Origin of the sequence: Streptomyces lichenis, from assembly GCF_023218175.1 — a bacterium.
Lineage (GTDB): Bacteria > Actinomycetota > Actinomycetes > Streptomycetales > Streptomycetaceae > Streptomyces > Streptomyces lichenis.
Map to the genome: position 1 here is coordinate 53,157 of NZ_JALPTH010000002.1, position 14,404 is coordinate 67,560.

The 14,404-nt window shown below is 73.6% G+C and carries 14 protein-coding genes; 6 read left to right on the forward strand and 8 right to left on the reverse strand.

Annotation, left to right across the window (positions count from 1 at the left end):
• Nucleotides 1–13: 13 nt before the first annotated feature.
• Nucleotides 14–481 (forward strand): universal stress protein, encoded by a 468-nt coding sequence (locus M1O15_RS01925; RefSeq protein WP_248631392.1) that lies wholly within the window; start codon nt 14–16, stop codon nt 479–481.
• A 39-nt stretch (nt 482–520) separates the two neighbouring features.
• Here M1O15_RS01925 and M1O15_RS01930 read toward each other — a convergent pair whose 3' ends face one another.
• From M1O15_RS01930 to M1O15_RS01940, 3 genes are all read right to left on the reverse strand, one after another.
• Nucleotides 521–1,387, reverse strand: coding sequence for an ABC transporter permease (locus M1O15_RS01930; RefSeq protein ID WP_248631393.1), 867 nt, complete (start codon nt 1,385–1,387; stop codon nt 521–523).
• Complete coding sequence (locus M1O15_RS01935; RefSeq protein WP_248631394.1) at nt 1,384–2,493, reverse strand: ATP-binding cassette domain-containing protein; 1,110 nt, start codon at nt 2,491–2,493, stop codon at nt 1,384–1,386. The genes M1O15_RS01930 and M1O15_RS01935 overlap by 4 nt, the downstream gene beginning before the upstream one ends.
• A 126-nt stretch (nt 2,494–2,619) precedes the next feature.
• Nucleotides 2,620–3,117, reverse strand: a complete 498-nt coding sequence (locus M1O15_RS01940; RefSeq protein ID WP_248631395.1) for a hypothetical protein — start codon at nt 3,115–3,117, stop codon at nt 2,620–2,622.
• Between the two features lie 496 nt (nt 3,118–3,613).
• Between M1O15_RS01940 and M1O15_RS01945 the strand changes: the two genes are divergently transcribed.
• Entirely contained in the window at nt 3,614–5,179 is a 1,566-nt protein-coding gene (locus M1O15_RS01945; protein ID WP_282576160.1) for an APC family permease, read from the forward strand.
• Between the two features lie 47 nt (nt 5,180–5,226).
• The gene (locus M1O15_RS01950) at nt 5,227–6,198 is read left to right on the forward strand and encodes a hypothetical protein (RefSeq protein WP_248631396.1); all 972 of its coding nucleotides are present in this window, start codon (nt 5,227–5,229) and stop codon (nt 6,196–6,198) included.
• A 6-nt stretch (nt 6,199–6,204) separates the two neighbouring features.
• Here M1O15_RS01950 and M1O15_RS01955 read toward each other — a convergent pair whose 3' ends face one another.
• On the reverse strand, nt 6,205–6,432 hold the full coding sequence (locus tag M1O15_RS01955; protein ID WP_248631397.1) for a hypothetical protein: 228 nt from the start codon (nt 6,430–6,432) through the stop codon (nt 6,205–6,207).
• 56 nt (nt 6,433–6,488) lie between these two features.
• Entirely contained in the window at nt 6,489–7,295 is an 807-nt protein-coding gene (locus M1O15_RS01960) for a nitrilase-related carbon-nitrogen hydrolase (protein ID WP_248631398.1), read from the reverse strand.
• A 227-nt stretch (nt 7,296–7,522) separates the two neighbouring features.
• Between M1O15_RS01960 and M1O15_RS01965 the strand changes: the two genes are divergently transcribed.
• Nucleotides 7,523–8,347 carry a maleylpyruvate isomerase family mycothiol-dependent enzyme gene (locus tag M1O15_RS01965; RefSeq protein WP_248631399.1) on the forward strand — a complete coding sequence of 275 codons (825 nt, stop codon included), beginning with the start codon at nt 7,523–7,525 and terminating at the stop codon, nt 8,345–8,347.
• Between the two features lie 11 nt (nt 8,348–8,358).
• Here M1O15_RS01965 and M1O15_RS01970 read toward each other — a convergent pair whose 3' ends face one another.
• Both M1O15_RS01970 and M1O15_RS01975 read right to left on the reverse strand, forming a co-directional pair.
• Nucleotides 8,359–9,660 (reverse strand): MFS transporter, encoded by a 1,302-nt coding sequence (locus M1O15_RS01970; RefSeq protein ID WP_248631400.1) that lies wholly within the window; start codon nt 9,658–9,660, stop codon nt 8,359–8,361.
• On the reverse strand, nt 9,657–10,325 hold the full coding sequence (locus tag M1O15_RS01975; protein WP_248631401.1) for a GntR family transcriptional regulator: 669 nt from the start codon (nt 10,323–10,325) through the stop codon (nt 9,657–9,659). Before M1O15_RS01975 ends, M1O15_RS01970 begins: the two co-directional genes overlap by 4 nt.
• Before the next feature lie 345 nt (nt 10,326–10,670).
• On the opposite strand from M1O15_RS01975, the gene M1O15_RS01980 reads away from it, so the two are divergent.
• Nucleotides 10,671–11,618 (forward strand): D-alanyl-D-alanine carboxypeptidase family protein, encoded by a 948-nt coding sequence (locus tag M1O15_RS01980; protein WP_282576161.1) that lies wholly within the window; start codon nt 10,671–10,673, stop codon nt 11,616–11,618.
• Nucleotides 11,619–11,918: 300 nt separating this feature from the next.
• A complete protein-coding gene (locus M1O15_RS01985; RefSeq protein WP_248631683.1) occupies nt 11,919–12,851 on the forward strand; it encodes a D-alanyl-D-alanine carboxypeptidase family protein in 933 nt (310 codons plus the stop codon).
• 79 nt (nt 12,852–12,930) lie between these two features.
• Here M1O15_RS01985 and M1O15_RS01990 read toward each other — a convergent pair whose 3' ends face one another.
• On the reverse strand, nt 12,931–14,391 hold the full coding sequence (locus M1O15_RS01990; protein WP_248631402.1) for a dihydrolipoamide acetyltransferase family protein: 1,461 nt from the start codon (nt 14,389–14,391) through the stop codon (nt 12,931–12,933).
• Between the last annotated feature and the right edge of the window lie 13 nt (nt 14,392–14,404).

The window sequence follows — 14,404 nt, forward strand, 5'->3', positions numbered from 1 at the left end:
GGAGGTGGTGGCCATGGCGGCGAACCGGATCGTGGTGGGCGTCGACGGCTCCGAACCGGCCCGGAAGGCCCTGGTGTGGGCGGCGGGCCAGGCCCGGCTGACCGGCGCCGCGCTGGAGGCGGTGATCTGCTGGGAGTACCCGCCCAGCGCCTGGGCCGGGCTCACCACCGGAATGGGCCCCACCGCGCCCGCGCTCCCCGACGACTACGACCCCGAGCAGCTGGCCCGCAAGGAGCTGGACGAGGCCCTGGCCGCCGCCCTGGGCGGGCCCACCGCGGCGGGCGTGGTCCGGCGGATCGTCGCGGGGCACCCCCCGCAGGTGCTCACCGAGCTCGCCGAGGGCGCGGACCTGCTGGTGGTGGGCGACCGCGGCTACAGCGGGGTGCGCGCCGCGCTGCTCGGCTCGGTCAGCACCCATGTCGCCCAGCACGCGCCCTGCCCGGTCGTGGTGGTACGCGGGGACGTGGCGAAGCCTGCCTGAGACGGGAGCCGGGGGTGGGCACCCGCCGCCGTGGACGCCCTACTTGCGGTTGTAGAGCCGCATCGTCACCGTCCCGAAGACGACCACGAACAGCGCCGCCCACCCCAGCGACCAGGCGATGTCGGCGGCCGGCCACTCGCCCGCCATCAGCCGCCGCACCGCGCTCGCCACATGGGTCACCGGGCTGTTGTTCACAAAGGCCTGCAACCAGCCCGGCATGGTCCTCGGGTCCACGAAGACGTTGCTCAGGAAGGTCAGCGGGAAGATCACCATCATGCTGACGCCCATCACCGACTTCTCGGTGCGCAGCAGCAGCCCGAACATGGTCCAGATCCAGGAGAAGGCGAAGCAGAAGACCAGCAGCAGCGCCACCCCGGCCAGCACCCCGAGGACCCCGCCCTCCGGCCGGTAGCCGATCGCCATCCCCACCGCCAGCATCACCACGGACGCGATCACATAGCGGACCACATCGCCCAGCAGATAACCGACCATCGGCGCGGGCCGCCAGATCGGCAGGGTGCGGAAGCGGTCGAAGACGCCCTTCTGGATGTCGGTGTTGACCGCCACCCCGGTGTACATGGTGATCATCACCACGCTCATGGTGAGGATGCCCGGGAGCAGGAACTGCACATACCGGTCGACCGATCCGGCCAGCGCACCTCCGAAGAGGTACGTGTACATCAGCACCATCATGATCGGGAACGCGGTCACGTCGAAGAGCTGCTCCGGCACGTGCTTGATCTTCAGCATGGCCCGCCAGCCGAAGGTCAGCGAGGCCGACAGGGCGCTGGGGCGCGGCGGCCGCCGGGCCGACACCAGCAGCGCGGCCAGGTCCTCGGCGCGGGGCGCGGTGAAGGCGGTGTCCTCGGCCGGCCCCGAGGCCTTGGTGGTCGTGCTGGTGCTCATCGGGCCGTCGTCCTCTCGGTCGGGTCGTCCACCCGCGTGCCGTCCCCACCGTCCGGCCCCCCACCGTCCGGCCCCCTGCCGTCCGGCCCGGCGCCGTCCCGCCCGTCGCCCGTGCGGCGGTCGGTGAGGGCGAGGAAGACCTCGTCCAGGCTCGGCTGGCCCAGCGCGAAGTTGTCCACCGCGATCCCGGCCCGGGCCAGCTCGGCCAGCGCCCTGGCCGCCTCCTCGGCGGCGCCCAGCTCGCTGGCCCGGCCGTCCACGGTGGCGGTGAGCGCCACCGGGTCGGGGTCCAGGGTGACGGTCGCGTCCAGTACGGAGGTGAGCACCCGCTCCGCCGCCGGCCGCTGCCCGGCCTCCCGCAGGCGTACGTGCACCGAGCCCGAGCCCACCGACGCCTTCAGCTCGCCCTTGGTACCCTCGGCGATGACCTTGCCGTGGTCGATCACCGCGATCCGGGCGGCCAGTTGATCGGCCTCGTCCAGGTACTGGGTGGTCAGCAGCACCGTGGTGCCCTGGGCGACGACCGCGCGCACGATGTCCCAGACCTGGTTGCGGCTGCGCGGGTCGAGCCCGGTGGTGGGCTCGTCCAGGAAGAGCAGGTCGGGGGTGTTGAGGATGGAGGCGGCGATGTCGATCCGGCGCCGCATCCCGCCCGAGTAGTTCTTGACCTGCCGCCCGGCCGCGTCCGCCAGCCCGAACGCCTCCAGCAGCTCCGCCGCGCGCTGCCGGGCGGCCGCCTTGCCATGTCCGAGCAGCCGCCCGAGCAGCAGCAGGTTCTCGGCGCCGGTGAGGTCCTCGTCCACCGAGGCGTACTGCCCGGTGAGGCTGACCCGGGCGCGCACCGCGTCGGCGTCCCGCACCACGTCCTTGCCGAACACCCGGGCCTCGCCGCCGTCCGGCCGCAGCAGGGTGGCCAGCATCCGCACGGCGGTGGTCTTGCCGGCGCCGTTGGGGCCGAGCACCCCGTAGACGGTGCCGGCGGGCACGCGCAGGTCGATGCCGTCGACGGCCCGGTTGGTGCCGAAGACCTTGACCAGCTGGTGGGTCTCGATGGCGGGCGGGTCCGTGGCCGGGCCCGATGTCGTGTCCGTGTCCGTGGTCGTCATCGGCGCGGTTCCCTGGTGCGGCGGCGGCGGGCGTGCGGGGGCGTGGGTGCTCCCAGTCTCCGGCCGCCGCCCGCCCACCGCTACCCGTACATCCGTACGTTCGTATGTCTGTACGGATGTACGGGATCAGACCCGCCGTACCGGGCGGGACTCCACGATCACCGGCGGGGCCTCGGCGGCCGCCCGGCGCTCGGCCGGGGACGGCTTGGGCGGCGCCTCGTGCACGTAGAACGCGTAGTTCACCGCCACCGCGGTCGCCGCCGCGACCAGGAGCGCGATCACGATCGAGGTCAGCACGCTCTCCCTGGTCAGGCTGTGCAGCCAGCCGACGCCGAGGCCGGTCACCGCGCCGTACGCGGCGGCCCGCAGCTCACGCGGCAGCCGGTGCTGGACGGCGCCGAGGAGCAGGCACAGCGCACCGAAGACGATGCCGCTGACCGCGCCCAGCACGGCCTGGGCGCCGGTGACCGGGCCCTCGCCGCCGCGGTCGATGAACTGCGCGTAGAAGCCGTAGAAGACGGCGAGCGAGATCGGCAGGACCACCCACAGATGGCGCCGCCGCCGCTCCTCCTTGATCCGGCGGTGCCGTGCCAGCCGCTGGGGCACCGAAGCGTGTGTGGCCATGGCGGGACTCCTTCCGTCACCGTCCCTCCAGAGCACACCGGGCCCGGCCGCCCGGCAAGTGGATCAGCGCGGCGACCGGGCGCCCGAGCCGCCGGTACGGGAAGCGGACCCGGACCCACCGAGCCGCCGGTACGGGAAGCGGACCCGGATCCACCGAACCGCCCGTACGGGGAAGCGGACCCGGACCCACCGGGCCGCCGGTACAGGCAGCGGACCCGGATCCACCGAGCCGCCGGTACGGGCAGCGGACCCGGGCCCTTCCGTCGCGTACCGCCGCCGTTCCGTGCCCGTTTCCACCTGTGCGGCCAGGCTCGCCACCTGTGCGGCCGGGCTCGGCAACGATCCGGGTAGCGGTATGGCGCGAACCCCCCGCGCGCCCCCTACGGCCACTACGATGCGCACGACCCCGCGTGCCCGTGGTGACCGCCGCCGCCGTGCCCGCGCGGGGCGGTCCGCCGTCCACCGCCGTACGCCGTGCCACCCGAGGACAACAGCGATGCGCGCTCCCTCCCGCAGGATGTCCCGCCGGACCTCCGACCACCGCACCCCGGCCCCCGCGCCGCGCAGGGGCCGCCGGGCCGCGCCCCGCTCCGCCCGCGGGCTCCAGCCGAACGCCCTCGGCACCTTCGACACCGTCGTCATGGCCGTGGCGGGCAGCGCGCCCGCCTACTCGCTCGCCGCCACCACCGCGGTGCTGGTCGGCGCGGTCGGGGTCGCGGCGCCCGCCGCGCTGCTCTACTGCGCGATACCCATGCTGGGGATCGTCCTGGCGTACAGCAGGCTCGGCCGCATCGACATCAACGCGGGCGCCGCCTACTCCTGGGTCGGCCGCACCCTGCACCCCTCGCTCGGCTTCCTGTGCGGCTGGGCGCTGGTGGTGGCCGCGACCCTGTTCATGGTGGCCGGATCGCTGCCGGCCGGTCAGCTCACCCTCGCCCTGTTCGACCCGGCACTGGCCTCCCGCACCGGGCTGGCCGCGATGGTCGGCGCGGGCTGGTTCCTGGTGATGCTGCTGGTGGTGCTGGGCGGGGCCCGGCTCACCGTACGGGCCCAACTCCTCATGACCGGCGTGGAACTGGCGATCCTGCTGCTGTTCATCGGCGGGGTGGTGCTGCACCGGGGCGCGGCCGCCGCCTTCGACTGGTCCTGGTTCGGCTTCGGGCACTTCGACGGGGCGGGCGGCTTCGCCTCGGGCGCGCTGGTGGCCGCGTTCTACTTCTGGGGCTGGGATGTCACCAGCAACCTCAGCGAGGAGACCCGCGACAGCCGGCGCACCGCCGGACTGGCCGCGCTGACCGGGCTCGCCGTGGTCTTCCTGATCTTCGAGGCGTTCACCGTGGCGGTCAACGTGGTGCTGGCCTCGGGGAAGGTGACCAGCGGCGGGGCGGACGTCCTGGTGCTGCTCGGTGACGCGGTATGGCCCGGGATCGGCGGGAAACTGCTGGTGGTGGCCGTGATGCTGTCCACGGTGGCCACCCTGGAGACCACCCTCATCCAGGTCACCCGCTCGCTCTTCGCGATGGGCCGGGACCGCACCATGCCGTCCGGTCTGGGCGCGGTGCACCGCCGCTGGAACACCCCGCACATCGCCATCGGGGCGGTCGGGGCGGTGGCGCTGGTGCTGTTCGCCGCCGCAAGCGCCCTCGGCTCGGTCGCCGACATCGTTGCCGAGGCGGTACGGGCCATGGGCCTGCTGGTCGCCTTCTACTACGGGCTGGCCGGCATCGCGGCCGTGGTCGCCTACCGCCGCACCCTGCTGACCTCCCCGCGCGAACTGCTGCTCGGCGGGGTGTGGCCGCTGCTGGGCGCGGCGTTCATGCTCTGGGTCTTCTTCGAGTCGCTGGGCGCGCTCCCCACCATCGCGGTCGCCATCGGCCTCGGCGGGCTGCTCGCCGGGCTCGTCCCGATGGCCTGGTACTGGCGCCGGGGCAGCCCCTACTACCGCCCGGCCCCGCTCGACGCGGCCCGCGCGCTGGCCGCCGCGGCGCCCTACGGCGTACCGCGCCAGGACGGCCGCGGCGGCGCGGACGGCTCCCCGGAGACCCTGGCCACCGACTTCTGACGGCCGTTCGGCAACCGGCAACCGACAACTGGGAGGGGGGTGGCCGCATGGCCGTACGCCGCAGCCGCCGCGCCGCGCGCTTCACACCCGAGTTCGACCGGGACTTCGGCGACCGGGCGCTCACCGAGGCCCGCCACGACATCGTCATCGGCCGCTGGCAGGGCGTGCGCGACCTGCTGCGCGCCACCGGCCCCGCCTGGCCGGCCAGGACCCAGCGGCTCCGGCTGCTGGCGCACGCCGCGGCCGCCAGCGGCGCGGTGGAGGCCTGGTGGGCGGCCGAGCCGGACGACCCGGACGCGGCGGTGCTGCGCGCGGCCACCGAGGTGGTGCGGGTCTTCGACGCGGCGATAGCCGCCGGGCGCGGGGCCGTGGTGGACCGGGGGCGGCTGGACACCACGGTGATGACCTGCCTGGTCGCCGCCGACGCCCGGCCCGCGGACCCGATGCCCTGGGTGTCGCTGCTGACGGTGGCCCGGCTGTACCAGGGCGGGGTGGGGCGGGCGGAACTGCGCGCCTGGTGGGACGAGTTGCGGCGGCGGGACCCGGACAACCTGGAGGGGCACGTCCAGGTGCTGCGCTACCGCTCGGCGCGCTGGCACGGCACCCATGGCGCGATGTACGACTTCGCCCGGGACGCGGCCGGGGCGGCGCCGCCCGGCTCACCGCTGCCGGTGCTGGTGCAGATCGCCCGGGTGGAGGAGTACCGCCATGTGGCCGACGCCTCCCGCGGCCGGGCCCCGGTACGCGGCTTCGACCAGCACTGGAAACACGAACTGGCCGCCACGGAGGCGCTGCGCACTTGCACGCGCTGGCTGGACGCCCGCCCCTCGGGCCCGGTACGCCCCGAGGAGGTCGAGCCCCTCAACTACCTGGCCCACGCCACCTGCCACGCCGGTCTGACGGACCGCGCCCGCGCTCTGTTCGCCCTGCTCGGCCCGCGCGCCGCCTATGTCCCCTGGTCCTACACCGGCGAACCCGCCGAGCAGTTCACCCGCTGGCGCCACCTGCTCCTGCCGTGAGGGCGGTCAGTCCTCACCCCGCACGATGACGACCCGGTGCTGCCCGGTCGCCTCGCCGCCACCCCGGTCCACTCCCCCGTCCACCACCGCCGGCCGGCACCACCGCACCCGCCCCTCGACCTCCCGGCACACCGCCACCGGCCGGTCGAGCACGGCTGTGTCAGGAGAATCGGCGACGGGACCGGCCTCCGGCCCCGTACGGTCATCGCGTCGTCCACCATCCTGCGTGTCCATACCCCTCGGGTACCCGCCTCGATGGGACGAAACGGGCGTACGCCGTGATCCGGGCCTCAGCCGATGGCGCCGGGCTCCGGCACCGCCACCCCCAGTCGGCGGTCCTTCAGGGCCGGGAAGCGGTCGCGGAGGGTGGTGGCCTCCTTGGGGTCCAGCTCGGCGCGGAGGACGAGTTCGTCGGCGCCGGCGGCTTCGGCGAGGAGTTCGCCGGAGGGGGCGACGATCAGGCTGCGGCCGGCCTGGGGGGTGCGGGCGTGGGTGCCGGCGGTGCCGCAGGCCAGGACGTAGGCCTGGTTCTCCACGGCGCGGGCGCGGGCCAGCACCGTCCAGTGCTCATGGCGGGCCTCGGGCCAGCCGGCCGGGATGGCGAAGGCGAGGGCGCCGGCGTCCACCAGGCCGCGGAACAGCTCGGGGAAGCGCAGGTCGTAGCAGGTGGCGAGGCCGAGCGGGAGCTCCGGGACCGGGGCGGTGACCAGCTCCTCGCCGGCGGCCATCAGCACCGCCTCGCCCTTGTCGAAGCCGAAGCGGTGGATCTTGCGGTAGACGGCGGCCAGCTCGCCGGAGGGGGCGAAGACGAGGGAGGTGTTGAACAGGCCCTCGGCGGCGCGCTCCACGATGCTGCCGGCGTGCAGCCAGACCCCCGCCTCGGCGGCGGCCGCGGACATCGCCTGGCGGGTCGGGCCGTCCAGCTCCTCGGCCGCGGACGCGAAGGAGTCGAAGGCGAACGCGCCGACCGGCCACAGCTCGGGCAGCACCACCAGGTCCGAACCGCGCTCTTCGGCGATCAGTTCGGCGGCGCGGGCGCGGCGCTCGGCCACCGGCTCGGCGTCGTCCACCCGGATCTGGATCAGCGAGGCGCGCACATTACCACCGTCCTGGTCAACTGGGGCCGCTGACTTCGGCCTACGATCATCAGGCGTCAGGATCGTCGGACGTCAGGAACGTCGGACGAAAGCACTGCCGGGGTACCTGTCCGCAGCGTAACTTAAACGGACGGGAGCCCAGGAGAGCCGCCCGGCCCAGCACCGCCCGCAGCCCAGCCCAGCCCGCAGTCCAGCCCAGCCCGCGCACCGACCGCCCGAGGGGTCACGTGACCGTCCATCCCACTCTCCAGCCCTACGCCGACGCCTGGACGCACTCCACCGAGGCGATATCCGAGCTGGTGAAGCCGCTCGTGGAAGGGGAGTGGAACCGCGCCACCCCGTGCCCCGGCTGGTCGGTGCGGGACATCGTCTCCCACGTCATCGGGATGGAGGACGAGATGCTGGGCAACCCGCGCCCCATCCACACCCTCCCCCGCGACCTGTTCCACGTCCGCAGCGAGTTCGCGCGCTACATGGAGGTGCAGGTCGACGTACGGCGCCACCACACCGGCCCGGAGATGACCGCCGAGCTGGAGTACACCCTGATCCGCCGGGCCCGCCAGATACGGAACGAGACCCGCGCCCCCGACACCCGGGTACGGGCCCCGCTGGGCGCCGAGCAGTCCCTGGAAGTGGCGTACCGGATGCGGGCGTTCGACCTCTGGGTGCATGAGCAGGACCTGCGCGCCGCGCTGGGCGTGCCGGGCAACCTGGATTCCCCCGGGGCACTGGTGGCGCGGGACATCTTCCTGGAGGTGCTGCCCAAGACGGTCGCCAAGGACGCCGGGGCCCCGCCGAACAGCGCGGTGGTGATCGATGTGCACGGCCCGGTGGAGTTCCTGCGGACGGTACGGGTGGACGCCGACGGGCGCGGCAGTGTGGACGGCGCCCCCTCGCTGGGCCCGGCGGTGGCGCTCTCGCTGGACTGGGAGACCTATGTGCGGCTGGCCTGCGGGCGGGTGCGTCCGGCGGCGGTCGCCGACCGGGTGAAGGCGGAGGGCGACCCCGTGCTCGCCGACGCCATCCTCGCGAACTTCGCCGTCACCCCGTAGGCCGTCAGGCCTCAGGCGGGGACGTGGACGGCCTCCACCCGGCTGGCCACCAGCCGCTCGCGCTCGCGCCGCACCGTGCGGGCCCGCAGCCGCAGGATCTGGGCGACGCCGAGCGCCTGGAGCACGAAGACCGAGGCGAACGCGATCCGGTAGTCGTCACCGGTGGCGTCCAGCAGCACGCCGACCGCCAGCAGGGTGGTCATCGAGGCCGTGAAACCGCCCATGTTGACGATCCCGGAGGCGGTGCCCTGCCGCTCCTGGGGGTTGGCCGGGCGGGCGAAGTCGAAGCCGATCATGGACGCCGGGCCGCAGGCGCCCAGCACCAGGCAGAGCGCCACCAGCAGCCCCATCGGCGCGTGGTCGCCCGGCCAGAGCAGCACCGCCGCCCACAGCGCCGCCGTCGCCGCGACCGTGCCCAGCGCCAGGGGCGCCCGCGCCGTGTGGTGGCGGGCGATGATCTGCCCGTACGCCAGGCCCACCGCCATGTTGGAGACCACCACCAGGGTCAGCAGCCCGCCGGCCGCGCCCCGCTCCAGCCCCTGCGCCTCCACCAGGAACGGCATCCCCCACAGGAGCAGGAACACCATCGCGGGGAACTGGGTGGTGAAGTGCACCCACATCCCCAGCCGGGTGCCGGGCTCGGCCCAGGAGGCGCTGATCTGCCGCCGTACGAACCGCCCTCCGGCGCCGGAGGGCGGCGGGGGCTCGAAGCCCTCGGGATGGTCCTTGAGGAACACCAGCAGGAGGACGAGGACCAGCACGCCCGCCAGCGCGCTCCCGGCGAACGCGTTCGTCCAGCCCACCCCGTCCAGCAGCCGGGACAGCACGATGGTGGAGACCAGGTTGCCCGCCATCCCGAACAGCGCGGCGATCTGCGCTATCAGCGGCCCCCGCCGGGCCGGGAACCAACGGGTGCCCAGCCGCAGCAGCGAGATGAAGGTCATCGCGTCCCCGCAGCCGAGCAGCGCCCGCGCGGCCAGCGCCGTCCCGTACGAGGGGGAGAGCGCGAAGCCCAGCTGGCCGACGGTGAACAGCACCACCCCGTAGGTGAGCACCCGCTTGGTGCCGAGCCGGTCCACCATCAGGCCGACGGGTATCTGCATCCCCGCGTAGACCAGCAGTTGGAGGATGGAGAAGGCGGACAGCGCCGAGGCGCCCACGTCGAAGCGCTCGGCCGCGTCCAGCCCGGCCACCCCGAGCGAGGTGCGGAAGATCACCGCCACGAAGTAGACGGCCACCCCGACGCCCCAGACCAGGGCGGCGCGCCGGCCGCCGGGCGGGTCGCCGGCCACCGTCCCGGAGGGCGCGCTCATCGGTCCTCCCCCCGCACCAGCACCCGCACCCGGCTGACATGGCGGTTCACCGAGCGCGCCGCGCCGTCGGCGTCCCCGCCGCGCAGGGCGGCCAGGATCTCGGCGTGCTCGGCGATGTTCTTGGCGACCCGGTCCGGATGGGCCTCCATCACGGCCACGCCCATCCGCAGTTGGCGGTCGCGCAGCTGGTCGTAGAGCCGGGAAAGGATCTCGTTCCCGGCGTGCCGCACGATCTCGGCGTGGAACGCCCGGTCGGCGACCGCCACCGCCGCCAGGTCGCCGCCCTCGGCCTCCCGGCGCTGCTCGGCCAGCAGCCCCTCCAGCCGCTCCAGCAGCCGGGCCGGCGCGGGGACGGCCTTGCGCACGGCGAACTCCTCGACCAGCAGCCGGGTCTCCACCACATCGGCGATCTCCTGCGCGGAGACCGCCAGCACCAGGGCGCCCTTCTTCGGATAGAGCTTCAGCAGCCCTTCCATCTCCAGCTTCAGCAGCGCCTCGCGCACCGGCGTACGGGACACCCCGACCGCCTCGGCGAGCTCGCCCTCGGTGAGCAGGGTGCCGCCCTGGTAGCGACGGTCCAGCACGGCCTGTTTGACGTGCGAGTAGACACGGGCGGCGGCGGGGGGAGCCGGGGGCACGGGGGAGGTGGGGGGCGCGGCGGGCATGCACACAGCTTAGATACAAGTACCGTGCATCCGCTTCTTCCGTCCACGATGCAGGACGGGCGCCACAGGGAGGCCGGGCGGGGCCCGGGGGCTGCCCGGAGGTGCCGGGGCGGGAAGGAGTGCCGGGGCGGGAAGGAGTGCCGGGGCGGGAAGGGGTGCCGGGGCGGGAAGGGGTGCCGGGGCGAGGTGGGGGAAGAAGGGGCCGGGGGTGGGGATGGGGCCGGGGGGCTCGTCGAGGCGACTGCGATCATCTGGTGTCCCGTGCATCCATTCGCGCCTCCCGGGTGTCTTCCTCAAGACACCCGTGAACGACCCACGGGCCCCACGACTACACGGAGAATCTCCTTGACCACGACGACAGTCACCAAGAAGTCCGTGCGCCGCACCGCGGCCGTCGCTCTCACCGGTGGGCTGCTGCTGACCGTCTCCCCGCTCGCCGCACCCGCCCAGGCCGCCGCCCAGCCCATACCGTCGATATCCGCCAAGGGCGGCTTCCTCGTCGACCAGGCCACCGGCGCCGCGGTGTACGGCAAGGCCAACACCACCCGGCGCCAGATGGCCAGCACCACCAAGGTGGCCACCGCCATCACCGTCCTCACCACTCCCGGCGTCGACCTGAACCGCAAGGTGACGATCAAGCAGGAGTACCGCGACTACGTGGTACGCGAGGGTGCCAGCACCGCGGACCTGCGCACCGGGGACGTCCTGACCGTCCGCCAGCTTCTGTCCGCCCTGATGCTGCCCTCCGGCTGCGACGCGGCCTACGCGCTCGCCGACACCTTCGGCACCGGCAGCACCAGCGCCGCCCGCACCGCCTCGTTCATCGGGAAGATGAACGCCAAGGCCAAGCAGCTGTCCATGGTGAACTCCAGCTTCGACTCCTTCGACGGCATCTCGGCGGCCGGGAACAACTTCACCACCCCGCAGGACCTGGCCAAGCTGGCCCGGCACGCGTTCAGCAGCCCGGTCCTGCGCGAGGTGGTCGGCGCCACCACGTACAAGACCCCCGCGACCACCTCCACCGGCGGCACCCGCACCTACACCTGGTACAACACCAACAAGCTGCTCGGCTCCTACCAGGGCGCCGTCGGCATCAAGACCGGCACCGGCACCGCCGCCGGACCCTGCCTGGTGTTCGCGGCCACCCGCGGCGGCAAGACCTACACCGGCGTCGTGCTCAACGGCACCGACCGCTACAACGACGCCGCCAAGCTGCTCGACTTCGGCTTCGGCTCCAGCACCGCGAAGACCATGAAGCTGCGCTCCCTGCCCAAGGGCGCCCAGCGCGACTGACGGCGCCGGCCGTCCCCGTACGGAGCACACGGCGGCCCGGACACCACGTCAGGTGTCCGGGCCTCCTCGCCGTCGGCCCGCCGGGGCGGCCCGCTCCCGGGCCTCCGCATCCCGCGCGTTCGTTCCCGCGGCCGTTCACCCGTCCGGGCGAACGATGTCGGCCCGCGCATCCCTTCGGGCCCCATGGGCGTCTACTTCCCATGGCATCCCGTGACTGACCACGGATCACCCCCACTCCTCGGAGCACCACCCGTGACATCAAGGACCTCGAAGACCACGACGATAGTGACCACGAAGGCCGTGCGCCGCGCGGCCACCGTGGCGCTCGCCGGCGGACTGCTGCTGACCGCCTCGCCGTTGGCCGCACCCGCGACGGCCGCCCCCAAGGCCGCGCCGAAGCCCGCTCCGGCCATCTCCGGCAAGGGCGGCTTCCTGATCGACTACGCCACCGGCACGTCGGTCTACGGCAAGGCCGCGACGACCCCGCGGCAGATGGCGAGCACCACCAAGATCGCCACCGCCATCACGGTCCTCACCACCCCCAAGGTCGACCTCAACCGCAAGGTGACCGTCAAGCAGGCGTACCGCGACTACGTCACCCGCGAGGGTGCCAGCACCGCGGACCTGCGCACCGGCGACAAGCTGACGGTCCGCCAGCTGCTCTCCGGGCTGATGCTGCCCTCCGGTTGCGACGCCGCGTACGCGCTGGCCGACACCTTCGGCAAGGGCAAGACCCCCGCCGAGCGCACCAAGCAGTTCATCGGCCAGATGAACGCCAAGGCCAAGTCGCTGAAGATGGCGAAGACGAAGTTCGACTCCTTCGACGGCATCTCCGGTGGCGGCAACAACGTCACCACCCCCGAGGACCTGGCGAAGCTGGCCCGGCACTCCTTCGACAACAAGACCTTCCGCGACGTCGTGAAGGCCACCTCGTACAAGGCCGCGGCGACCGCCTCCACGGGCAAGACCCGCACCTACACCTGGTACAACACCAACAAGCTGCTCGGCTCCTACTCGGGCGCCGTCGGCATGAAGACCGGCACCGGCACCGCCGCCGGGCCGTGCCTGGTGTTCGCCGCCACCCGCGGCTCCAAGACGTACATCGGCGTGGTGCTCAACGGCACCGACCGCTACAACGACGCGGCCAAGCTGCTCGACTACGGCTTCGGGGCCAAGCCCACCGCCAAGAAGATCAAGCTGCGCCCGCTGCCGGCCGGCGCCCAGCGCGACTGATCCACCCGTGAGGCGGTAGTACGCCGAGGGCCCGGACACCAGCAGGTGTCCGGGCCCTCGGCCGTCTCAGCAGCAGGTCCTACGACCAGGTGAACAGCCGCTTGGGCTGCTCCAGCACGGCCGCGGTGTCGGCCAGCACCTTGGAGCCCAGCTCGCCGTCGACCAGCCGGTGGTCGAAGGAGAGCGCCAGGGTGGTGACCTGACGGGGCTTCACCTTGCCCTTGTGCACCCAGGGCTGGAGCTTGATCGCGCCGACCGCGAGGATCGCGGACTCGCCCGGGTTGAGGATCGGCGTACCGGTGTCCACGCCGAAGACGCCGACGTTGGTGATGGTCACCGTGCCGCCCTGCATCGCCGCCGGGGTGGTCTTGCCCTCCCGGGCGGTGGCGACCAGCTCGGCCAGCGAACCCGCCAGCTCCGGCAGCGTCTGGGCGTGCGCGTCCTTGATGTTCGGCACGATCAGCCCGCGCGGGGTGGCGGCGGCGATGCCCAGGTTCACGTAGTGCTTGACCACGATCTCCTGCGCGGCCTCGTCCCAGGAGGCGTTGACCTCCGGGTTGCGGCGGATCGCGACCAGCAGCGCCTTGGCGATGAGCAGCAGCGGGTTGACCCGCAGCCCGGCCATCGCCTTGTCGCCCTTGAGCTCCTCCACCAGCCGCATGGTGCGGGTGACGTCCACCGTGACGAACTCGGTGACATGCGGGGCGGTGAAGGCCGAGCCGACCATGGCGGCGGCGGTGGCCTTCCGTACGCCCTTGATCGGCACCCGGGTCTCCCGGGCCCCGGCCGCGACCGGGGCGGCCACCGGGGTCGGTGCGGACACCGGGGCCGGTACGGCGGACGGTACGGCGACGGGCTCGGGAGCGGCCGTCGGTGCCGCCGCGGCGTGCACGTCCTCGCGGGTGACGATGCCGTCGGGCCCGGTCGGGACCACGGTGGCCAGGTCGATGCCCAGGTCCTTGGCGAGCTTGCGCACCGGCGGCTTGGCCAGCGGCCGGGAGCCGATCGCCGGAGCCGGGGCCGCGGTCGCCGGGGCCGGGGCGGCCACCGCGCCCCCGTGGCCGTTCAGTTCGCGCTGCACGGCGGCCGCGGCGGGCGATCCACCACCGGAACCGGCGGCGGAACCGGCCGGGGCCTTGCGGGGGCGCCGCCTGGTGGAGGACTCGGCGACGCCGTAGCCGACCAGCACGGGCTGGCGGCCCTTGGGCGCGGCCTCCTCCTCGACCGGCGCGGAGGGCTCCGCGGCGGCCGGCTGGGCGGTCTGCGGCTGCTCCTCGGCGGTGCCGGGGGCGACGTCCACGGTGATGATCACCTGGCCGACGTCCACCGTGGTGCCCTCGGCGAAGCGCAGCTCGTGCACCACCCCGTCGTAGGGGATGGGCAGTTCGACCGCGGCCTTGGCGGTCTCCACCTCGCAGACGGTCTGGCCGTCGGTGACGGTGTCACCGGGCTTGACGTGCCAGCTGAGGATCTCGGCCTCGGTGAGCCCCTCGCCCACGTCGGGCATCTTGAACTCGCGGTAGCGGGTCGGGTCGGTCATGTCGGCAAACCCT

What these genes read in the sequence shown, in the direction of transcription:
- M1O15_RS01925 (WP_248631392.1), top strand. Translation starts at nt 14, where the DNA reads ATGGCGGCGAACCGGATCGTGGTGGGCGTCGACGGCTCCGAACCGGCC.
- M1O15_RS01930 (WP_248631393.1), bottom strand. Translation starts at nt 1,387, where the DNA reads ATGAGCACCAGCACGACCACCAAGGCCTCGGGGCCGGCCGAGGACACC.
- M1O15_RS01935 (WP_248631394.1), bottom strand. Translation starts at nt 2,493, where the DNA reads ATGACGACCACGGACACGGACACGACATCGGGCCCGGCCACGGACCCG.
- M1O15_RS01940 (WP_248631395.1), bottom strand. Translation starts at nt 3,117, where the DNA reads ATGGCCACACACGCTTCGGTGCCCCAGCGGCTGGCACGGCACCGCCGG.
- M1O15_RS01945 (WP_282576160.1), top strand. Translation starts at nt 3,614, where the DNA reads ATGCGCGCTCCCTCCCGCAGGATGTCCCGCCGGACCTCCGACCACCGC.
- M1O15_RS01950 (WP_248631396.1), top strand. Translation starts at nt 5,227, where the DNA reads ATGGCCGTACGCCGCAGCCGCCGCGCCGCGCGCTTCACACCCGAGTTC.
- M1O15_RS01955 (WP_248631397.1), bottom strand. Translation starts at nt 6,432, where the DNA reads ATGGACACGCAGGATGGTGGACGACGCGATGACCGTACGGGGCCGGAG.
- M1O15_RS01970 (WP_248631400.1), bottom strand. Translation starts at nt 9,660, where the DNA reads ATGAGCGCGCCCTCCGGGACGGTGGCCGGCGACCCGCCCGGCGGCCGG.
- M1O15_RS01975 (WP_248631401.1), bottom strand. Translation starts at nt 10,325, where the DNA reads ATGCCCGCCGCGCCCCCCACCTCCCCCGTGCCCCCGGCTCCCCCCGCC.
- M1O15_RS01990 (WP_248631402.1), bottom strand. Translation starts at nt 14,391, where the DNA reads ATGACCGACCCGACCCGCTACCGCGAGTTCAAGATGCCCGACGTGGGC.